20 protein-coding genes are annotated in these 20,431 nt (G+C 72.5%); 10 read left to right on the top strand and 10 right to left on the bottom strand.

Translation table 11 applies throughout. The features are described 5' to 3' along the window. The first annotated feature begins 391 nt into the window (after nt 1-391). Nucleotides 392-1,138 carry an S-methyl-5'-thioadenosine phosphorylase gene (locus AB1460_RS12080; RefSeq protein ID WP_368961175.1) on the top strand — a complete coding sequence of 249 codons (747 nt, stop codon included), beginning with the start codon at nt 392-394 and terminating at the stop codon, nt 1,136-1,138. On the opposite strand, the gene AB1460_RS12075 is transcribed toward AB1460_RS12080, so the two are convergent. Next, nucleotides 1,050-2,612 (bottom strand): glycosyltransferase 87 family protein, encoded by a 1,563-nt coding sequence (locus tag AB1460_RS12075; protein WP_368961140.1) that lies wholly within the window; start codon nt 2,610-2,612, stop codon nt 1,050-1,052. The two genes, AB1460_RS12080 and AB1460_RS12075, sit on opposite strands and share 89 nt — an antisense overlap. A 115-nt stretch (nt 2,613-2,727) precedes the next feature. Here AB1460_RS12075 and AB1460_RS12070 point away from each other — a divergent pair, with 115 nt between their 5' ends. Continuing rightward, nucleotides 2,728-3,927: a molybdopterin-dependent oxidoreductase gene (locus AB1460_RS12070; RefSeq protein WP_368961138.1), complete on the top strand. Its 1,200-nt coding sequence runs from the start codon at nt 2,728-2,730 to the stop codon at nt 3,925-3,927. Next, nucleotides 3,924-4,580 carry a hypothetical protein gene (locus tag AB1460_RS12065; RefSeq protein WP_368961136.1) on the top strand — a complete coding sequence of 219 codons (657 nt, stop codon included), beginning with the start codon at nt 3,924-3,926 and terminating at the stop codon, nt 4,578-4,580. Before AB1460_RS12070 ends, AB1460_RS12065 begins: the two co-directional genes overlap by 4 nt. Here the strand turns inward: AB1460_RS12065 and AB1460_RS12060 are convergent. Further along, nucleotides 4,464-5,633 carry a sensor histidine kinase gene (locus tag AB1460_RS12060; RefSeq protein WP_368961134.1) on the bottom strand — a complete coding sequence of 390 codons (1,170 nt, stop codon included), beginning with the start codon at nt 5,631-5,633 and terminating at the stop codon, nt 4,464-4,466. The genes AB1460_RS12065 and AB1460_RS12060 overlap by 117 nt on opposite strands. Then, entirely contained in the window at nt 5,630-6,379 is a 750-nt protein-coding gene (locus AB1460_RS12055) for a response regulator transcription factor (protein ID WP_368961132.1), read from the bottom strand. Before AB1460_RS12055 ends, AB1460_RS12060 begins: the two co-directional genes overlap by 4 nt. 142 nt (nt 6,380-6,521) lie before the next feature. Here AB1460_RS12055 and AB1460_RS12050 point away from each other — a divergent pair, with 142 nt between their 5' ends. From AB1460_RS12050 to AB1460_RS12025, 6 genes are all read left to right on the top strand, one after another. Beyond that, a complete protein-coding gene (locus AB1460_RS12050; RefSeq protein WP_368961131.1) occupies nt 6,522-7,220 on the top strand; it encodes a glycosyltransferase family 2 protein in 699 nt (232 codons plus the stop codon). After that, complete coding sequence (locus AB1460_RS12045; RefSeq protein WP_368961130.1) at nt 7,217-7,912, top strand: TIGR04282 family arsenosugar biosynthesis glycosyltransferase; 696 nt, start codon at nt 7,217-7,219, stop codon at nt 7,910-7,912. The genes AB1460_RS12050 and AB1460_RS12045 overlap by 4 nt, the downstream gene beginning before the upstream one ends. Further along, nucleotides 7,909-8,688 (top strand): methyltransferase domain-containing protein, encoded by a 780-nt coding sequence (locus AB1460_RS12040; RefSeq protein WP_368961128.1) that lies wholly within the window; start codon nt 7,909-7,911, stop codon nt 8,686-8,688. Before AB1460_RS12045 ends, AB1460_RS12040 begins: the two co-directional genes overlap by 4 nt. Nucleotides 8,689-8,736: 48 nt before the next feature. Continuing rightward, nucleotides 8,737-9,786 carry an NAD-dependent epimerase/dehydratase family protein gene (locus AB1460_RS12035; protein WP_368961126.1) on the top strand — a complete coding sequence of 350 codons (1,050 nt, stop codon included), beginning with the start codon at nt 8,737-8,739 and terminating at the stop codon, nt 9,784-9,786. A 223-nt stretch (nt 9,787-10,009) separates the two neighbouring features. Further along, nucleotides 10,010-10,534, top strand: coding sequence for a cupredoxin domain-containing protein (locus AB1460_RS12030; RefSeq protein ID WP_368961124.1), 525 nt, complete (start codon nt 10,010-10,012; stop codon nt 10,532-10,534). A 284-nt stretch (nt 10,535-10,818) separates the two neighbouring features. Next, nucleotides 10,819-11,763 carry an acyl-CoA thioesterase domain-containing protein gene (locus AB1460_RS12025; RefSeq protein WP_368961123.1) on the top strand — a complete coding sequence of 315 codons (945 nt, stop codon included), beginning with the start codon at nt 10,819-10,821 and terminating at the stop codon, nt 11,761-11,763. Nucleotides 11,764-11,813: 50 nt separating this feature from the next. Here AB1460_RS12025 and AB1460_RS12020 read toward each other — a convergent pair whose 3' ends face one another. Further along, nucleotides 11,814-12,578, bottom strand: a complete 765-nt coding sequence (locus AB1460_RS12020) for an SDR family NAD(P)-dependent oxidoreductase (RefSeq protein WP_368961122.1) — start codon at nt 12,576-12,578, stop codon at nt 11,814-11,816. A 216-nt stretch (nt 12,579-12,794) separates the two neighbouring features. Here AB1460_RS12020 and AB1460_RS12015 point away from each other — a divergent pair, with 216 nt between their 5' ends. Next, nucleotides 12,795-14,051, top strand: coding sequence for a helix-turn-helix transcriptional regulator (locus AB1460_RS12015; RefSeq protein ID WP_368961121.1), 1,257 nt, complete (start codon nt 12,795-12,797; stop codon nt 14,049-14,051). Nucleotides 14,052-14,124: 73 nt separating this feature from the next. Here AB1460_RS12015 and AB1460_RS12010 read toward each other — a convergent pair whose 3' ends face one another. From AB1460_RS12010 to AB1460_RS11985, 6 genes are all read right to left on the bottom strand, one after another. Next, nucleotides 14,125-15,057 (bottom strand): NADP-dependent oxidoreductase, encoded by a 933-nt coding sequence (locus AB1460_RS12010; protein WP_368961173.1) that lies wholly within the window; start codon nt 15,055-15,057, stop codon nt 14,125-14,127. Nucleotides 15,058-15,089: 32 nt separating this feature from the next. Beyond that, nucleotides 15,090-15,551, bottom strand: coding sequence for a nuclear transport factor 2 family protein (locus tag AB1460_RS12005; protein ID WP_368961120.1), 462 nt, complete (start codon nt 15,549-15,551; stop codon nt 15,090-15,092). 118 nt (nt 15,552-15,669) lie between these two features. Beyond that, the gene (locus AB1460_RS12000; RefSeq protein ID WP_368961118.1) at nt 15,670-16,692 is read right to left on the bottom strand and encodes a methyltransferase; all 1,023 of its coding nucleotides are present in this window, start codon (nt 16,690-16,692) and stop codon (nt 15,670-15,672) included. A gap of 92 nt (nt 16,693-16,784) precedes the next feature. Next, nucleotides 16,785-17,942 (bottom strand): acyl-CoA dehydrogenase family protein, encoded by a 1,158-nt coding sequence (locus AB1460_RS11995; RefSeq protein WP_368961117.1) that lies wholly within the window; start codon nt 17,940-17,942, stop codon nt 16,785-16,787. Then, nucleotides 17,943-19,931 (bottom strand): flavin-containing monooxygenase, encoded by a 1,989-nt coding sequence (locus AB1460_RS11990; protein ID WP_368961116.1) that lies wholly within the window; start codon nt 19,929-19,931, stop codon nt 17,943-17,945. It abuts the gene before it with no gap. After that, on the bottom strand, nt 19,921-20,427 hold the full coding sequence (locus tag AB1460_RS11985; RefSeq protein WP_368961114.1) for a flavin reductase family protein: 507 nt from the start codon (nt 20,425-20,427) through the stop codon (nt 19,921-19,923). Before AB1460_RS11985 ends, AB1460_RS11990 begins: the two co-directional genes overlap by 11 nt. Between the last annotated feature and the right edge of the window lie 4 nt (nt 20,428-20,431).

Below are 20,431 nucleotides of genomic sequence, written 5' to 3'. Positions count from 1 at the left end.
CCTCCTCGTCGGCATGGCAACCATGCCGTGGCTGACCCCCAGCTGGGACAAGAATAGAGGCACCGACATCGACAGCGTTCCGCGCCCCGGGAGACCCGCGCCTCCGCGAGGATCCGGCCGGCCGCGGCGCGGGGCGGGGCGGGACGGCGTCCCCGCGGCTGGGTGTTACGAACCGCGGACGGATGACCGGGAGCGCGGGAAAGGAACCTGTGGCGTCGGTAGCTTCCGCGTCGACGGGGGCCGAGTGTGGCCCGGATCCCGTCAAGGCCGGGCCACGACAAGCGATCCCGGAACCGGCTCGGATGGCGGACAGCGATGACGGGAGACGGATGTGACCGGCGCGGAGATCGGTGTGATCGGCGGGAGCGGCTTCTACTCGCTGCTCGACGGGATGACGGACGTCGCCGTGACGACGCCGTACGGGGATCCCAGCGACGTGATCGCGGTCGGGGAGGTCGGCGGCCGGACGGTCGCGTTCCTGCCGCGGCACGGCCGGGGCCACCGGCATCCGGCGCACACGGTCAACTACCGGGCGAACCTGTGGGCGCTGCGCAGCCTCGGGGTCCGGCAGGTGATCGCCCCGGCCGCGGTGGGAAGCCTGCGGCCCGAGCTCGCGGCCGGCACCGTCGTCCTGCCCGACCAGCTGGTCGACCGGACGTCGGGGCGGCCGCAGACCTACTACGACTCCGGCGCGGCGCACGTCTCCTTCGCCGACCCGTACTGCCCGGCCGGCCGCGCGGCGGTGCTCAAGGCCGGCGCCGACAGCGGCCGGCCGCTGGTCGACGGCGCGACGATGGTCGTGGTGCAGGGCCCGCGCTTCTCGACCCGGGCCGAATCCCGCTGGTTCGCCGCGCAGGGCTGGTCGCTGGTCAACATGACCGGTCATCCGGAGGCCGTCCTCGCCCGGGAGCTCGCGCTCTGCTACACGACGATCGCGCTGGTCACCGACTACGACGCGGGCGTGGACGCCGCCTCGGCCGTCAGCCAGGCCGAGGTCTTCGCGGTGTTCGAACGCAACATCGAACTGGTGCGCGATCTGGTGTGCCGGGTCATCCCGACGCTGCCGTCGACGTCCGCGCGGCCGTGCCCGTGCCCGGCCGCGCTGGACGGTATGACGCTCCCCTTCGACCTCCCCTGACCCTGACCCGCGCGATGCTGACGCCGAGCACGACGAGCGCGCCGACGACGTAGCCGCCGGGGCGGGTGATCCGGTCGGCGAGCGCGAGATCGGTGAACAGCGCCATGTAGAGGACGTAGGGCGCCGCGGCCACCGCCAGCCACTCCGGGCGCCGGGCGAGGACCGCCAGCGCCACCAGCGGTATCCCGTACCAGGGCTGGGCCGGCGTGGCGAGCAGGAAGGCCGCGCCCAGCAGCCAGAGCGCGCCGAGCTCCGCGCTGACCCTGGCCGGATCGGAGCGCCAGACCGCCACGACGACCCCGGCGAGGACGAGTCCCGCCGCGATCTTGGCGGACGTCCCGGCAAGGCCGAGCAGGCCCAGCAGCAGGAACCGGTGGCCGTCCTGGTAGCCCTCGACCGAGAGGTACCTGGGCAGGAAGCCGACGACGTCTGGGCCGACGGCGAGCACATGCGGCAGATACGACAGCGCGACGACGGCGACAGCGGTGCCCCCGACTGTCAGCGCCCGGCGGCGGGCGGCGGCGACGAGCAGCAACGCCGGGTAGAGCTTCACCGCGACCGCCGCGCCCAGCAACGCCCCGGCGGCGACGCCGATCCGCGGGGGCCTGCGCAGCCACGGCCGGCCGGGCCGGGCCGGGCCGGGCGGACGTCGCGCGAGCAGCGCGCAGGCTCCGACGGCGAACAACGCCGCCAGCACGTCGACGTGGGCGTCCATGCCCGCGTCGAGCCCGGCGGACGGCGCCCAGGCGTAGGCGGCGGCGTACCCGACCGGATGCCCACGTGCCGCGAGGACCCGGACGAGCAGGGCGGTCAGCGCCAGCGAGACCAGCGCCCCGTAGAGCTGGACCTTGTTCTCCCGGGGCGGGCCCGGCAGGTAGTGGACCGCGGTGAAGTACGCCTGCGCGACGGGCGGGTAGATCGTGTGCGCCTGCGGGTAGTTGAGCCTCGTGCAGCCCGGGCCGCGGTTGATCTCGGCGCAGGCCGCGTCGTCCGGCCAGAGCCAGTCGTCCCGCAGATGCGCCAGCTCGGGGGAGCTGGTCGGGTGGCGGTACGGATCGATCCCGGCGGCCTGGACCCGGCCGTCCCAGCTGTAGCGGTACAGGTCGTCGCTCATCCGCGGGCCCGCTCCGATCGCGAGCACGTGCACCGCGACGGCCCCGGTGAGCAGCAGCCAGACCGTGGCCCGCCGGGAGCCGGCGCGTACCAGCAGCCAGGTCCCGAGCGCGGCCACCGCCCACCAGGCGAGTGCCAGGTACAGCACCGCGGGCGGGCCGGGCAGCGGGCCCGGCTGCGCGATGACCGCGCTCTCCAACGCGAGCGCACCGGCGAGGACGCCGGCCGCCGCGACGAGAGCCCACCACCGCCGTCCGGCTCCCGGTACGGGTCCCTCCACGGCGCCCGGTACGGGTCCCGGGCCGGCGGCTGGTCTGTCGGGGGCCGGCGCGAGCGCCTCGGAGTGCGGACGGATCGCCATGAGGCCCCAGCCTGGCGGCACCAGCCCGAGATGGCCCGTACCCGGGCGGACGCTTCCGCGGACCGTAATGAGCCGGGCAGGTCCGGGAAGCCGACGTCCTGCCTACCGTGCGTGCATGAACCTGCTCGACCGCCCCTTCCCACCGCCTCCCGAGCGGCTGCGGCGGGGCCCGCTGCGCGGTGACGCCTTCACCAGCCGCCTGCACGACCCGCGCGTCGCGGCGCTGCTGGGCATGTGGCTCGGCGTGGCCTTCCTGATCGCGTTCCTGACCGGGCTGGTGTCGCACTTCATGCAGCACCCGCCGGGCCAGTTCGCCTGGTGGTCCAGGCCGGTGTGGTTTTACCGGCTCACCCAGGGCGTGCACGTCGCGGCGGGGCTGGCCTGCGTGCCGCTGCTGCTGGCGAAGCTGTGGACGGTCTACCCGCGGCTGTGGGAGTGGCCGCCGGTGCGCAACGCCGCCCACGCGCTCGAACGGATCTCGATCATCCCGCTGATCGCCGGCGCGCTGTTCCAGCTCGCGACCGGGATCGCCAACATCGCCCAGTGGTACCAGTTCCGCTTCTTCTTCACGGTGACCCACTACTGGGTCGCCTGGATCACCATCGGCGCGCTGGTGGTGCACGTCGCCGCCAAGCTGGCCGTCGTCCGGGCGAACGTGGGACGTCGCCGCGCCAGCCGGGCGCACCTGACCGACCGGGTCAGCGAGCCCGAGCCGCCGGGCGAGGGGCTGTCCCGGCGCGGCTTCGGCATCGCGGTCGGCACCGCCGCCGGTGTGATCACGGTGTCGACCGCCGGCCAGTTCGTGCCCGGCGCCGGCGGCACCGTGCTGCTCTCCCCGCGCGGCCCGACCCTCGGGCCGCAGGGGCTGCCGGTGAACCGCACCGCGGCCGCCGCCGGTGTCGTGCGGATCGCCCGGGACGCCGGGTACCGGCTCGAGGTCGTCGGCCCGCGCCCGTTCACCCTGACGCTGGCCGAGCTGCACGACCTCGGCCGCGCGACGTCCCGCCTGCCGATCACCTGCGTCGAGGGCTGGTCGGCCGACGCCATCTGGGGTGGGGTGCAGCTGCGCGACCTGCTGGACCGGGCCGGCATCCCGGCCGACGCGAGCGTCCGGGCCGAGTCGCTGGAGGCCCGCGGCGGCTATCGCACGAGCGAGGTCGCGCCGCCGCACGCCCGTGACCACCTGACGCTGCTCGCCACCCGGCTGAACGGGGAGCTCCTCGACATCGAGCACGGCTACCCGGCCCGGCTGATCGCGCCGAACCGGCCGGGCGTCCTGCAGACCAAGTGGGTCCACCGGGTGGTGATGCTGTGAACGGCAACCTGAACGGCAACCTGAGCGACGATCTGAGCGGCGATCTGAGTGGCAACAGGCGGCGGGCCGGTCAGGTCGTGCGGGTCCTGCTCGTCTGCGCCGGACTCGCGGCGCTCGGCTACGGGCTCGCCGGCCTGGTCACCCACCCGCGACCGGTCAATCTGCCGAACTCGACCCGGTGGCTGGCCGGTGGGGTCCTGGTGCACGATCTCGTGCTGGTGCCGGCGACCGTGCTGGTCGGGCTCGTCCTCGCCCGGTTCGTCCCGGCGCCGTACCGGGCCGTGGCGCAGGGGGCCCTGATCGTCTCGGCTTCCGTGGCTCTGATGTGTCTTCCGCTGTGGCTCGGCTACGGCGGCACACCGGGAAACCCGACCACGAACCCGCTGCCCTACCGGCGCAACCTCGCCCTCGTGCTCGGGGCCGTGTGGGCCGCTGCCGCAGCGATCATGATCCTGCGCGCGGTGCGGCGGCGCCGGCGGCACCGGCGGCACCGGCGGCACCGGCTGCCCGGCGACCCGGCCCGCGGCCGCCGGATCTCAGGCGGCGAGGGGAAGCTCGACGACGAACCGGCAGCCGCCGTCGATGTTGTGGACGGTCACGCCGCCGCCGTGTGCCTCGACGATGCCGCGCACGATCGCCAGCCCGAGACCTGACTGGCTTCCCTCGGCGGCGGGGGCCGCGGGCGGGGTGTGCTCGTGCGGCCCGCCCGCGGTGGGAGTGCGGGCCGGCTCGCCGCGGAACCCGGTCTCGAAGAGGCGGTCGATGTCCGTGTCGGGAATGCCGCCGCAGGTGTCCGCGACCGACACCACCGCCCGTGACGCCGACACGTTCGCCGTCACCGCGACCGTCCCGTCGCTGGGGGTGTGCCGGATCGCGTTGACCAGCAGATTGCTCAGTACACGGCCGACCTCGGCGACGTCGATGTCGACCTTGGTGGTGTCGTCGGCCTCGCCCCGCAGGAGCACCCCCTTGGCCCGGGCGAGCGGGTCCGCGGCGGCGACCGCGTCCGACACGACATCGCTGAGTGCCACCGTCTCCAGCGTGAGCTCCAGCGAGCCGGCGTGCAGCCGCGACAGCTCGAACAGGTCGTCGACGAGGCTGGAGAGCCGCTCCGAGCTGCGCACCATCGCCCGGTGGTAGCGGGCGACGGTGGCGGCGTCGCTGACGACCCCGTCGTCGAGTGCCTCGGCGGTCGCGCGGATGCCCGCGATCGGCGTCCGCAGGTCGTGGCTGACCCACGCGACCAGTTCCCGTCGGCTCGCCTCCAGCGCCCGCTCCCGTTCCCGCGCGGCGGCGAGCCGACGGTGCGACTCGTCCAGCGCCCGGGCTATCGCCGCCAGCTCGGCGGTCGGCGGCGGCCGGCGGACGGGCTCGTAGCTGGGCTCGCCCAGCTGACCCGCGGCCACCGTCAGCGCGGTGGACGCCCGCGCCAGCGGACGGCCGAGCCAGACCGTCGTCGCCGAGGCTGCCACGGCGGACACGGCCAGCACGACGAGCACCACGTCGAGGTCATGGTCGGAGAGGAACATCGCCTGGGCCGTCCCGGCGACGCCGGCCGCCATCGCGGCGACCCCGGCGAGGACGAGCACCGCCCCCCAGACACGGATCGGTGCGCGCCGCAGCCAGCGCAGCGCCGGCGCGACGAGCAGCGGCGCGACCAGTGAGCAGGCCAGCGCGATCCCGACGATGTGCAGCAGGTCCGTCACGGCCGCTCGCCGCCCGCGCTGACGCCGCTCCTGTCGGCATCGCCAGGGCTGAGCCCGCCCGCGCCGACTCCGGCCTCGAAGCGGTACCCGATGCCCCAGACCGTCAGCAGCAGCGCCGGACTGGTCGGATCCGCCTCGACCTTCTCACGCAGCCGGCGGATGTGGACGGTCACGGTCGAGGCGTCGCCGTAGGTCCAGCCCCACACCCGCTCCAGCAGTGTCACCCGGGAGAACGCCTCACCCGGGTGCGCCATCAGGAAAGCGAGCAGGTCGAACTCCCGCACCGTCAGCGCCAGGGACTCGCCGCCGCGTGTGGCCACCCGGGCGGCGACGTCCACGACCAGGGAACCTGCCCGCAGCACACCGCGACCGGCCGGTGGCGGCGCCAGCGTGCGGCGCAGCACCGACTGGACCCGCAGCACCAGCTCGCGCGGGGAGAAGGGTTTGGTGATGTAGTCGTCGGCGCCCGTCTCCAGCCCGGCGACCCGGTCGGCCTCCTCACCGAGGGCCGTCAGCATCACGATCGGCACCGCGCTTCGTTCCCGCAGCCGGCGACAGACCTGCCGCCCGTCCAGGCCGGGCAGCATCAGGTCAAGTACGACGAGGTCGGGCTGGCACTCGGCGGCGAGCGCCAGGGCCGTGTGGCCGTCGCCGGCCCGGTCCACCTCGAAGCCGGCGTGGGAAAGGTAGCGGCCGACGACGTCCGCGACGGTCGGGTCATCCTCGACGAGCAACACCCGGGCCATCCGCCCACGGTAGACGTCCCGACAGCCCCCGCCGAGGGCCGCCCATGTGTCCGTTCGTGCTTCGTAATAAGCAGACCGCGCCGCCGAGGACGTCTCCGTTCTGTAAGAACTGTCAGCACGTTCCGTCACTAGCCTGCCGACCATGCTCACTGAACGTCAGGCGCCGCCGAGCGCCGGCGCTGTCCACCAGGTGGACGTCGTGCTGCCGTGTCTGGACGAGGCCGCCGCCCTGCCCTGGGTCCTGGAGCGGATCCCGGCCGGCTACCGCGCGATCGTCGCCGACAACGGCTCCACCGACGGCTCCGCCGCCCTGGCCCGAGGGCTGGGCGCACAGGTCGTCGAGGTGCCGATGCGCGGGTACGGGGCGGCCGTCCACGCCGGTCTGCTCGCCGCCCGCGCCCCCCTCGTCTGCGTCTGCGACGCCGACGCCTCGCTCGACCCGACGGAACTGCCGCGCCTCGTCGGCCCGGTCGCCGCCGGCGAGGCCGATCTCGTCGTCGGCCGGCGCCGGACCACGCAGCGTGGCGCGTGGCCGCTGCACGCCCGCACCGGCAACGCGATCGTCGCCCGCCAGCTCCGCCGGCGCTGCGGGGCGCCCGTCCGCGACATCGGTCCGATGCGCGTCGCCCGGCGCGAGGCCCTGCTCGCCCTCGGCGTGGCGGACCGCCGGTTCGGCTATCCGCTGGAGCTGCTCGCCCGGGCCGCCGCCGCCGACTGGCGCATCGCCGAGGTCGACGTCCCGTACCTGCCCCGCCGGGGCCGCTCGAAGGTCACCGGGACCGCCCTTGGCACCGCCCGGGCCGTGCGGGACATGTCGGCAGTGCTGCGGAGCATCCCGTGACGCGGCATCCCGTGACGCTGATCGTCATCGCCAAGGAGCCACGGCCAGGCCGGGTGAAGACCCGCCTGACGCCCCCCTACCGGCCAGAACAGGCGTCAGCGCTGGCCGCGGCCGCGCTCGCCGACACCCTGGACGCCGTCGTGGCGGCCTGCGCGAGCTGCCATCCCGAGCTACCGGTGCGTCCCCTGGTGGTTCTCGACGGGACACCCGGCGACTGGCTGCCGGCCCACCTGCCCGTCGTCGCCCAGGCCGGCGGCCCGTTCGACGAACGGCTCGCCGCCGCGTTCGACACCGCCCGCGGCGAACCGGCCCTGGTGATCGGGATGGACACCCCGCAGGTACGTGCCCACACCCTGGCCGCGGCCTGCCGCACGCTGCTCCGCACGGACGCGGTCCTCGGCCCGGCGCTCGACGGCGGCTGGTGGGCGCTCGGCCTGCGCGCGGCAGATGGCAGCCTCGTCCGGGGAGTCGCGACATCCCGCCCCGACACCGGCGCCGTGCAACGTGCCCGGCTCGGCGCCGCCGGCCTGCGCGTGGTGGATCTTCCCGCGCTGCGGGACGTCGACACCGCCCCCGACGTGGAGCTGGTCGCGAACCTGGCACCGGACGGGCGGTTCGCCACCCTGGCCCGCTCCTTCCAGGCCACCGGCCTCCGCGCCCACGACGAGACACGTCTGACGCACTCAGGATGAGGGCCGACAACACCGCCGTCACCAGCTCCGGCACCGGCGTCCGGGCAGCAGCCGGGGTGGGAACCGGCGTCCGGACATCGTCCGGGGTGGGAGCCGGGGCCGCGGTCGCGGGCGTGGCGTCGCCGGGTGCCGTCTACGACGCCGCGCTGCGTGCACCGGGCAGCCCGCTCCTCGCCCGGCAGCACGGGCAGTGGCGGGCACTGCGCGTCGACCAGTGGCTGAGCCCGGCCTCGGCCGCCGACGAGTCGGTGCTCTCCCGATGTCACGGCCCCGCCCTCGACGTCGGCTGCGGGCCGGGACGTCTCGTGGCCGCCCTCGCCGCCCGCGGAATCCCCGTCCTCGGCATCGACATCGCTCCCTTCGCCGTCCTCCTGACCCGGCGGTCAGGTGCCTCGGCGCTGTGCCGCGACGTCTTCGGCCCGCTCCCCGGGGCCGGCCGGTGGCGCGAGGCACTGCTCGTCGACGGCAACATCGGGATCGGCGGCGACCCCCGCCGGCTGCTGAACCGGATCGCCCTGCTGCTGGCCTCGGACGGCACCGTGCTGGTCGAACTCGACCCGCCAGGCGCACCGACCGGCTCCTACTGGACCCGGCTGGCGGCCGCGGGCCTCGTCAGCGCCCCGCTGCGCTGGGCCGGAGTGGGCGTCGACGGGATCGCCGGACTCGCCGCCGCCAGCGGTTTCGACGTCGCGGAGACCTGGCGGGCCGCCGGGCGGCACTTCGCCCGCCTCGTCCGTGCCGGCGACGCGGCCCGCTCCGGTTTCCTCGGCTCGTAAGGACCCGCGGGGGCCCGCGGCGCCTCGTCGGCACCTAGCGTCGCCAGCGTGCACATCCTCGTCACCGGCGGTGCCGGTTTCATCGGGTCCCATCTCGTCGAGGCGCTGGTGGCGGCGGGGGAGCAGGTCCGGGTCCTCGACGCGCTGGACCCCGCCGTCCACCGGACCCGCCCGACCCCGGAGAACCTGCCGGCCGAGCTTGTCGTCGGCGACGTCCGCGACGCGGGCGACGTCGCGTCCGCACTCGACGGAGTGGACGCCGTGTGCCATCTCGCCGCGAAGGTCGGCCACGGCGTCGACCTCGACGACCTGCCCGCCTACGCCAGCCACAACGACCTCGGCACGGCCGTCCTGCTCGCCGCGATGGCCCGCCGCGGCGTACACCGGCTGGTGCTGGCGAGCTCGATGGTCGTCTACGGCGAGGGCGCGTACCGGTGCCCGGCCGACGGCCCGGTCAGACCCAACCCCCGAGCCGAGGGCGACCTGCGGTCCGGACGGTTCGAACCAGGCTGCCCCGACTGCGGACGTCCGCTGGAGCCGACACTGGTGCACGAGGACGCGCCGCTCGACCCGCGCAGCGTCTACGCCGCCAGCAAGGTCGCGCAGGAACACCTCGCCGCCGTCTGGGCGGCAGCCAGCGGTGGATCAGTGGTCGCGTTGCGCTATCACAACGTCTACGGCCCGCGGATGCCGCGGAACACCCCCTACGCCGGCGTCGCGTCGATCTTCCGCAGCGCCCTGGCACGGGGTGAGCCCCCGCAGATCTTCGAGGACGGAGCTCAGCTCCGCGACTTCGTCCATGTCCGGGATGTCGCCAGGGCCACCGCCCTGGCACTGTCCCCCCGGGCCGCCGAGCCCGGGCGGCTGCGGGCCCTCAACATCGGCAGCGGCCAGCCGCGCACCATCGGCGACATGGCGGAGGCGCTCGCCCGCGCGTACGGCGGCCCGGACCCGGTGATCACTGGTCGCTACCGGGCGGCCGACGTCCGCCATGTGACCGCCTCGTCAGCCCGCGCCCGTGACGTTCTCGGCTACCAGGCCACGGTCACCTTCGCCGACGGCCTGACGGAGTTCGCCCGGGCCCCGCTGCGGGTGTGACCCGGACTCCGCCACGGGCGAGGTGGACGAGGTGGGTCGAGGCTGGTGGTCTCGCCAGCTATCTCATCGCGAGCTCGTCGGACGTCGCCTGAGCGACCGGTCGCGGGAGTGACAGAGCGCATGCGAATCGGATCCGGGGCAGCAGCATGGTCCTCAGCCGATCCGCTCATCGTTCCGTGCCACAGCACCGGAAAGGGCGGATGACGATGAGCGAGGAGACGCTGTGAACCTCAGAGACATGACCCGAGGACGCCGGACGGGAATGGCGGGGGCTCCGCTTCGCCTTGCCGTCGTCGGCGCCGCGTTGGCATTCGCACTGGGCGCCTGCGGAGGTTCCGACGATACGGACACCGCCGCCGGGGTCACGCCGAACTCGTCAGCTCCGGCGGCCGCGACGACAGCTGGCGCGAACCACTCGTCGTCGTCCTACGGGTCGCACCCGTCGAGCACGACCCCGGCCGCGGCTGCCACCGGAGCACCGGCAGGCGGTGCTCAGAGCGCCACGACCGTGACCATCGAGAACTTCGCCTTCAGCCCGCAGACCGCGACCTTCAAGGTCGGGCAGACGATCACCGTCGTCAACAACGACAGTGCCCCGCACACCTGGACCTCCGCGGAGGGCGGCTTCGACACCGGCCGGCTCCAGCAGGGCCAGAGCGCCACGGTCACGTTCAGCAAGGCCGGAACGTTCACGGTGATCTGCGAGATCCATCCGTCGATGACCGGAACGGTGACGGTCACGGCATAGGCGCGGCGGCGTCCGGTGCCCCTCCGCATGCGCAGGGCCAGGTCGGCGCGGGTCGCTCGGGTCCATGAGGGTGCCCGGAGTCTCAGGACCGGGGCCGCGCGCCGACCGTGTTCCTCCGGGTAACGTCGAATCCGGCGTCACCAGTCCGGCGTCACCAGCTAACCCGGTGGATGGGCGCTGCTGATCGGGCGGCTCCGGGGCGCGTTCCGAGACCGCGCAAGGCGCTGTTCCGCGCCTTCGTGGACTCTGCTGCGACGAGCCGGCGGCTCAGATCGGAGTGCTGTATGACGCCCGAGGCAGACGCGCCGGAAGCAGCGCCGTCCCCGGAAGCAGCGCCGTCCCCGGAAGCAGCGCCGTCCCCGGAAGCAGCGCCGCGCCGCAGCTTCGTCGGGGACGCGGCGCTCACGGAGCTGATCGTCTCCGAGCGGCGTTGCCTGATGACGGCGCCGCTCACGGACGCTGTCCGTTCGCCGGGGGGTTCCGTCTCGCCGGGCATGATCCTGACCATCTTCGACATCGGGGCGTCACACCCCACGATGATCACCTGTCGGCCTGACTGGACCGCGACCCAGGACATCTCACTGCACGGCGCGGGTCCGATCACCGAAGGCCCGATCGTGGTGGATAACCAGCTCGTGCGGGTCGGGAAGAAGGTCGCCATCGCCTCCGCCGCCGTCTACGACGGGCACGGGGTGGACGACATCGAGAAGCTCCAGTGGCTGATCGATCAGGCGGAGCCGTCGGCGGTTCCCGTCGGCCTGACCAGGGCCGGCGCCGGCCTGATCAGCTTTGCCCGCCTTCCGCGGACCGCGGCCGCCGGCATGGACGACTACGACCCGGGAAGGTGGATCGGGCAGGTCCGGCACACCGGTGTGCGGGCGCCGGTCGAGGGCTCCCTCCACGAGCGGCTGGGGCTGCGGCTGCTCGAGCCGCGCCTCGGCCGGTTCGATCTGGACCGCACGCCGTCCGTGACCAACAGCATCGGCACGATCTTCGGTGGAGCCCTGGCCGTGATGATCGAAGCCGCGGCGGAGGCTATGCGCCCCGGCCTGGCGGCGACGGACCTGCAGATCCACTTCCTCTCCCAGGTGCGGACCGGACCAGCCCGGACGACCGGCACGGTCCTGCGCGACGCGGGCGACCACTCCGTCGTGACGGTTCAGGTCACCGACGCGGGCCACGGCGACCAGATCCTCGCCCTCGCCACGGTCACCCTGCTGCGACGGTGATCCGCCGCGCCGGACCCACGTCCCGGGCCACCCGGCGCGGGCCGGCGTGATCACCAGGGAAGCGTCTGCCAGGACGAGCCGTCATGGCTGTGGAAGGCCCCCGCCGGGCCTTCGGCGTCCCCGCGCGCGAGCCCGACCACGACCGCGGCCCCCTGCTCGGGTGTCAGCACACCGCGGCTGAAGGGCGAGCGGGCGTTGAGGTCGGTCGCCACCAGACCCGGACTGACCGCGTCGACCCGCACTCCCTCCTCGCGCAGGGCGTTGGCGTAGAGCACGGTGATCGCGTTCAGTGCTGCCTTCGACGAGCTGTAGGGCAGCAGATGACGGGTGGAGATCGGGTTCTTCTGGTCGCTGAGGAACGCCAGCGAGCCCAACGGGCTGGAGACGTTCACGATCCTGGGGTCCGCCGAACACCGCAGCAGCGGCAGGCATGCCTGGGTCACCGCGACGACCCCGAACACGTTCGTCTCGTAGGCAGCGCGCACGAGCGCGGCGGTGACGTCCGATATCGGCACGCCCCACTCCACGACGATGCCGGCGTTGTTCACCAGCAGGTCGAGGCGGCCACATTCGTCCCGGATGCGCAGCGCCGCGCCGTCGACCTGGTTCTGGTCGGTGACATCGAGCTGGAGGAACCGGACGTCGCTGCCGCTGCCGGCGAGCTCCTGGGCCGCCTGACGCCCGCGGTCGGCATGTCGGGCACCGAGATACACGGTCATGCCGGCGGCGGCGAGCTGGCGGACGACCTCCCGGCCGATTCCCTTGTTACCACCGGTGACGAGAGCGATGTTCTCGCTCGGTTGGATCTCAGCCATGAGTTACACCTTTCGGAGTCCTGGAGGGCATCCCGTCGCCCGATGCCCGGGCAAGTCGAGCAGAGCGGGGAGCCGGCGGTCACTACTCGTTCGAGCCGGTACCAACTAGCCGAAGGAATGGGAGGATGGGATGGGCGTGGCAGCTATCATCCGGCCATGCCCCAACAAGCCATGCCCCAACAACCGGACTGGACGGATCCGCGGTATGTGTTGTCGGTGGCGACGAGGCTGCTCCGGGCGCCGTTGAGGGGGATACTGCCCGCGCTTTCGGACTGCATTGATGGCCTGGCGTCGCACAACGCCCTGGTCATGTTCACCGGCGACTGCCCGAAATCGCCGATCTGGTTGCACGGTGACCCCGGCGGCGATGTCACCTCCGTCGAGCTGACCAGGTTGGCGACCCATGTCGACGTCGGCCAGCCCTGGTTCGGGGAGGCCCACGTCGCCGGTGCGCACCGGCCGGTGCTCGCCGCCGCGGCCGCGCCGCCCGGTTCGGCCGGTGCCCTGCTCACCGTTCTCACCGACGGGGACCGCAGACCGGACGATGTCGCGCTCGAGGTGATCCAACAGCTGTGGGATCTGGCCACCCGCCGCGTCCTGGAGCTGTTCCCGGCGGCGCTGCCCGTGAACACCCCCTGGATCGCCAACAGCGAACAGGCCCGTGCGATCGCCGATCTGACGGACGCGCACGTCGCCACGCTGACCGGGGTCCTCGGTGTCCTGCGCACGAACAGCCTCGATGACGGCGTGGCCCGCCGCACGGCGGTCGACCTGGCGGCGTCGGCGCTGGTGAAGCTGCGGTCGGCGAGTGAGGACGATCTGGGCACGCGTGAGGAGGTGGTCGACGAGGCCTTCGGCCGGCTCTCGGACATGCTCGGGCTGCTGTCCCGCTACAGCGACGTCGCCGTCGAGTTCAGCCTCCTCGACGGCGCGCGGCGGATGCTGCCGCCGGACATCGCGCGGGTCGCCCGCACCACGGGCCGGGGCACCGTTCTCGCGATGCTGGAGCAGGGCGATGTGCGCCGGATCCGGGTGAGCTGGCAGGTCACCGACACCGAGCTGCGGACGGTCGTCCGCGACGACGGCCCGGGGCGCCTGACCTCCGACGCGCTCGCGATACACCGCCTCACCGACCGGGTGGTCGCGCTGAACGGCCTGATCGACGTCGACTCCGTCGCCGGCTGGGGAACGATCGTCACCGTCCAGCTGCCGCTGGCCGCGCCCGAGAGCGGACGGGGCGAGCTCGGGAACAACCGGCTCAGTGGGCTCAACCCGCGCGAACTGGATGTTCTGCATCAGTTGGCGAGCGGTCTGCGGAACCGGGCCATCGCCAACCGGCTGCATATCAGCGAGCACACGGTCAAGTTCCACGTGGCGAACATTCTCAAGAAGGTCGGGGTCGACTCCCGAGGTGAGGCCGCCGCGGTGGCGCGGGCCGCCGGCTTCCCGGCCGAGCCGCCCCTGGGCGCCTGACAGCCCGGGCTGTTTCGTTCCGGGGCGGCGCGCCGCCCGGCCCGACGCCGCCGTGCTCGCGCTCGACTGCTGGTCAGAGGGTGAGAACAGCCTTTCCGGTCGTGGATCCGGCGTCGAGGATCCGGTGGATTCTCGACACGTCTGCGAGCGGAGCGACATGCCCGACGTGCAGCTTCAGCTTCCCGCTGTCGACGAGTTCGGCCAGCGCCGCAAGACCGACGTGGTCCGGTTCGGCGGTGACGCCGAAGAACCTGACTCCCCGCCGGGCCGCCTGCCGGGCCAGGTCGGCGTCGCGCATGTCGACGATCGTGATCAGCGCACCGCCGGGCCGCAGCACGTCGAGGGAACGCTGGGCCGTGTGGGCGCCGACAGTCTCGAGAACGACGTCGACAGGCTCCACGACCGTGCCGAAGTCGACGGCGCGGTAGTCGACAACCTGGTCGGCGCCGAGCTGGCGCACGAAGTCGTGCTTGGCCGCACTGGCGGTGGTGACGACCTCCGCCCCGCGATGCCTGGCGATCTGGATCGCCAGATGCCCGACACCACCGCCACCGCCGTGGATGAGGATCCGCTGCCCGGCCGCCAGCCCGGCGCAGTCCACCAGCGCCTGCCATGCGGTCAGCCCGGCGAGCGGGAGGCCGGCGGCCTCGACGTGCGTCAGCGCCGCGGGCTTGTGCGCCAGCTGACGCGACGGGGCCGCGACGTACTCGGCGTAGGCGCTGGCGGCGTACGGTATCCGCGGCATGCCGTACACCTCGTCGCCGACCGTGAACCGGGTGACTCCCGGCGCGACCTCCTCGACCACTCCCGACACATCCCAGCCGACGGTGAACGGCGGTGCGCCGAGCAGGGGGAGAACGCCGGATCGAACATGGGCGTCGATCGGGTTGACGCCGGCGGCACGCACCCGCACGAGTACCTCGTTCAGGCGCGGTCGGGGCCGTTCCACCTCGACGATCTCGAGAACGTCCGGTCCGCCGAACGTCCGTTGACTGACCGCGCGCATGGTGGTGGAAGCGGCGGGAGCTCCGTCACTGGTCATGTCCGCTCCTCGGGCGGCCGCGCATCGGAGATCATGTCGTCCAGGGAGGTCCCCGCGGGCACCGCCTGGCCGACGTCCCAGTGCTCGGCGAGCAGCCCGTCCTCGATCCGCCAGATGTCGACGACGACTGACGGCGGCGCGTCAGGGGCAATGCGTGCCACGCTGTGGGTCCAGACCTGGTCGTCCCGCGCGATCATCCGCGCGATGGTGAGGGAGAAGTCCGGGAAGGGATTGGCCGCCATCTCGCGGAAGGTCTCCACCGTCCGGACCCGACCGACACCGACACCGGGGTGATGGTTCACGAAGTTCTCGGCAAGCAGCCCGAGCGCGCGCTCGAAGTCCTTCTCGTTGTAGAAGAACCGGATGAACTCAGTAACGATCCTCTCGTTGTCGCCCAGGTTCTCGTCGATCCCCGAAATTCCGCCGCGGGGCGCGGCAGCTGTCTGGTCGGGACTCATGGGTAAATTCCTTTCGATGGATTCTGCGCGCGACCGGCTGAACGGCCCCAGGCGCGGTCGGGACCGCCGCCGGCCTGAACCGGGCAGAACGTAGCACAGGCGTCGCCGCCGGGGTCTGCTACTCCTTGATGCCGACCACCATCGAATCCGGGCCGGTCAGATGCTCGGTTCGGATCTGGCTGAACCCGGCGGCGCGCAGCCACCTCTCGCAGTCGGCCGCCGTGTAGCCAAAGCCCCCGTCGGTGACCGAAAGCATGGTCAGGCTCATGAGCAGGGCAAAGGCGTTCGCCGACCGGTCGTCGTCGATGAGCGTGTCGTACACGACCACCGCCCCGCCGCTGGGCAGAGCCTGCCAGGCCCGGGCCAGCAGGAGCTCCTTGCGCTCCTGATCCCAGTTGTGCAGGATGTGCCCGAACGCGATGACGTCCGCCCGCGGGAAGTCGTCGACGAAGAAGTCGCCGCCCACGAAGGTCAGCCGGTCCTGAAGGCCGTGCCCGGCGATGTAGTCGGCGAAGATCGGGCCGGTCGGCGGGAGATCGAAACCGACACCGCTCAGGTGCGGGTTCGCCAGCAGGATCTGCGTGGCCAGGTCGCCCTGGGCGGTGCCCATGTCGGCGACCGTCGAATAGTCCTTCCACGGGAACTGCCGCGCGATGGCGAGGTTCGCGGCGTGACTGACGCCGGTCATCGAGGCGAGGAACTGGCGCAGGCGCTCCCGGTCGGCGTACAGCGCGCCATACGTGTCCTGCCCGGTGGCCTTCGACTCGTCCTGGGCGATGCCGGTCCGCAGCGCCTCGGTGAGGCTCCCCCAGATTCCGTACAGACGGCCGTTGGCCATTTCCAGCAGGCTGCCGCAGTAGTTGTACTCGGCGTTTCCGCGGTCCAGGAAACGGGCGGTCTCCTCGGTGTTGTGGTAGATGCCGCCGACCCGGCGGAGCAGTCCGAGCGCGACCAGTGTGTCAAAGAAGTCCTGCGCTCCCCGGGGGTGCAGCCCGAGCCGCTCCCGCAGCGCCGTGACGTCGCCCGGTGCCTTGGCCAGCTCGGTGAAGACTCCGAGCTCGACCGCGCTCAGCAGCGTCTTCGATGCCTCGAATCCCATGCCGATCTGCATGATGTGATCGGGCGTGATCTCTGGCGCCATCAGGGTTTCCTCCTCTGCCTGGTGAAATCTGTCGTCCCGGGAGAACCCGGTCCCGGTCCCGGTCCCGGCCCCGGGTGAGCCTGCTCCGCGGCTCATCCGGCTCCGGACTCGAACACGGCCCGCAGGTAGTTGCGAGCCGCCGGCTCGGGTTGCAGCGCCTGGTGGGTCGCGACGGAGTTCACGTCCCGCCACATCCGTTCCAGCGCCCCCCCGGCGGCCTGACCGGCCGTCCCGGCGGTCCGGTAGATCCGGTTCGTCGCCGTGACGAGCAGGTCGATGGCGAACGCGCCGTCACGGGCGTTGCGCACCGCTGCGGCGCGGCCGAGGCCGCCGCGCAGGTCGGCCGCGGCGGCGGCCCGCTCGAGCACCAGCTGCGCGGCGTCGATCTCGGCCGCGGACCGGGTCAGCGCACCCTCGTAGGTCGCCAGGTTTCCCTGCACCCCGGGCATTCCCGGCAGCCTGGGCGCGTTCTGGATCTTGTTTTCCAGGTACCGGGTGAGCTCGGCGAGCGCACCCCGCGCCGCGCCGAGCGCCGGGACGACGAAGGTCAGGCCGTTCACCGCGGGCAACGGAGCCAGACCCGGGTCGGGCCGCGGTGCCGACTCCCGCGCCGGGCGGCCGGCGAAGACCTCCGACCAGGCGAACTCCCGGTGCGGCGGAACCAGAACGTCATGGAGCACAGCCGTGTTGCTGCCGGTGGCCCGCATGCCCACGCTGAACCAGGTGTCCTCGACCTGGCACTGCGCGGCTGGTACCGCCACCAGGCGCAGCTCCGGTGGTTCGGTTCCGGCGACCTGTGCACAGACGATCAGCCAGTCCGCGAACTCGACCCCGCTGAGGTAGGGCCACCGGCCGCTCACCCGCAGGCCCGCCGCCTCGCGAACGGCCGTGCCGCACGGCACGACGGAGCAGACCACCGCCACATCCGGCCCCTGCGCCCACACCTCCCGCTGGCCGGCGGGAGGCAGGAACTCGACGAACCTCGGCGAGCTGGCGAAGAGCGAGGCGCACCAGGCCGATGCGGTGCAGCGTTCCCCGATCGCGGCGACGGCGGGTAGCAGGTCGGTGAACGTGCCGTCCCGCCCGCCGGCATCAACGGGGACGAAATGGCGCAGGAGACCGGCGTCGACGAAGGCCTTGAAGACGTCCGGGTCGAGCCTGCGTGAGCTTTCCATGGTGGTGGCGAGACGGCCGGCCGTCTCCGCCACCCGGGTGGCGGCGATGACCAGTGGTTCCCTCTGCGTCGGCATCTACTCGCCTCCGGATCGTCTGGTCGGCGGAAGAACTCCTCCGGGTTGCCCGCCGTCGCTCCCGTACCGGAGGAAATGGTGTACGGCGGGGTCGACGGTGCGGGTTCTGTGCCAGTACTCGCTCGCGGTGAACGGCCAGTTCGTGGCCGAGCGGCCGTCCTCGTTGTACCAGCCGCCGACCTTTGACCAGCCCCACGAACGCTTTCCGCTCGCCTCGTCCACCCAGGTGTTGTAACGGTCGTGGGCGTCCTGGCGTACTTCTGGTACGACGCCCGTTGCCTGCCGGCGAACCGCATCCAGGATGTAGGAGATCGCGCATTCCGCGAAGTACACGATACTTCCGCCCTGTCCGACCAGATTCGTGTTGGGCCCGTACATGCAGTAGAAACCGGGAAAACGGGGAATCGAGATACCGAGGTACGCTCGCGGCTCGCCGTTCCACATCTCGTGCAGGTCCACGCCGTCGCGGCCGGTCACCTGCATCGGCGCCAGGAAGCGGGAGGCTTCGAAACCGGTCGCGTAGACGACGACGTCAACGTCGATGTGTTCGCCGCCGGCCACGATTCCGGTGGATGTCATCCGGTCGATCGGCGCGGTCACGAGCTGCACGTCGGCCCGTTTCAGGGTCGCCAGCCAGGAGCCGTCATCCCGCAGGACGCGCTTCGCTCCGACCGGGTAACGGGGAATCACCTTCTCGGTCAGCCAGGGGGCGTCGACGAGCTGCGCCAGCATCGCCTGTTCGAGTGCCGTGCGGATCTGTTCGTTCAGCGCGGACACCGATCGCTCAGTGGGCGGAAAGTCTCCGTCGACGATCCAGCCCTCGAGTATTCCGCGCAGCCCCGGGGCCAGCAGCCAGAAGCGGTGCCACTGCAGATAGAACGGCAGTGCGTGGTACAGGAACCTGGCCTCCGGTGAAACCGGGTCGCGGTAGGTCGGTGTGGGACGCAGCCACGGCGGGTTCCGTTGCACGACGACGAGCTCGGCCGCGGATCCGGCGATCTCCGGCACGATCTGGAACGCGCTCGCGCCAGTACCGATGACGGCGACCCTCTTACCGGCCAGGTCGACGGAGTGGTCCCAGCGTGCGGAGTGGAAGGCGGCTCCGCGGAACTCGCCGCGGCCGGGGATGTCGGGTGTCCGCGGCCGGTTGAGCTGGCCGACCGCACTGATCACGGCGCGGAAGGTGCGGGTCCCCTCACCTCGTGGGCCCCGCGTGCGCACCTGCCAGGTGCCCGCCCTGTCATCCCACTGCAGCGCGCGTACCTCGGTGCCGAACTCGATGTGCTCGGTGAGAGCGGCCTCCTTGACGAAGTCGCGGAGGTAGTCCAGCACGACGTCATGCCTGCAGAAGAAGTCCGGCCAGTCGGCGTTCGGAGCGAACGAGTAGTTGTAGAGGTGGCTCGCGACGTCGGTTCTGCATCCCGGGTAGGTGTTCTCGAACCAGGTCCCGCCGACGTCCGGGTTCTTCTCGTAGATGACGAAGGGCACCTCGGCCTGGGAGAGCCGGTAGGCGGCGAGCAGACCGCTGAACCCGGCTCCCACGATCGCCACCTCGAAGGGTTCCCCTCCCCCCTGGGGGATGACGTCGGGAAGGCGCCAGGAGGGTGCCTTCGGATCATGGGCGGGCAGCGCGATCTCCTCGGCGATCATCGGCAGGAGGTCGTCGACGTCGGGGCCCATCGCCCAGGTGACAATGGCCCGCAACAGCTCCGGGTCAGGCCGCCCCGGTGCGGGGACCGGCCCGCGCAGCCGGTCCAGCGCGGCCGCGGCTGCCTCCACGGCCGCGAGGCGGCGGGTCTCGTCCAGCCCACCCTGCGGGACCGTCAGCCACCCCGGGGTGCGCAGATCGTCCGGCAGGATCCCGGCGTCACCGGTGAGATGGGCGACGGTCATCAGCAGCGCCGGTATCTCGCTGTGTGCCAGCACCTCCCGCAGGCGCCTCCCGTCCAGGGCGAGCAGCTCGTCGTAGCCATCGGGTTCAGGTCGCACGCACGCCCCCCTCCAGCGAGAGCGGGCGCGCGGCGATCCCGACGAAGCGCCGGTCGAAGTACACCGCCGGCGCACCGGGATCGGTGACGAAACAGTCGAGCACCGTCCCGACGAGAATCACGTGGTCACCGGCGTCGTGCCGGGCCTCCGCCCGGCACTCGACCGCCCCCAGCGCGTCCTTGACGATCAGAGCGTTCCCGGGCGTCGCCACGAAGCCCCCCGCGCCGAACTTGTCGAGGTCACCGCTCGCGAAGCGGCGGGCGAGCGGCTCGTGCCGGTCCCGCAGGATGCTGACGGCGAACCGGCCGGCACGGGCGAGGACCGGGAAGCACCGCGCCGTCCTGGACAGGCAGACGAGGAGCAGGGGCGGATCGAGCGAGACGGAACAGAAGGCGCTCACTGTCATCCCGTGCGGCTGCCCGTCCGCGTCACGAGCGGTCACGATGGTGACTCCGGTGGGCAGCCGCGCCATGACCTCCCGGAACTGGTCGGTCACCGTT

This window comes from Parafrankia sp. FMc2, assembly GCF_041008525.1.
In the GTDB taxonomy this organism is placed as follows: domain Bacteria; phylum Actinomycetota; class Actinomycetes; order Frankiales; family Frankiaceae; genus Parafrankia.
The sequence above is the reverse complement of the archived record's forward strand: the minus strand, read 5'-3'. Positions and strand labels throughout refer to the sequence as shown.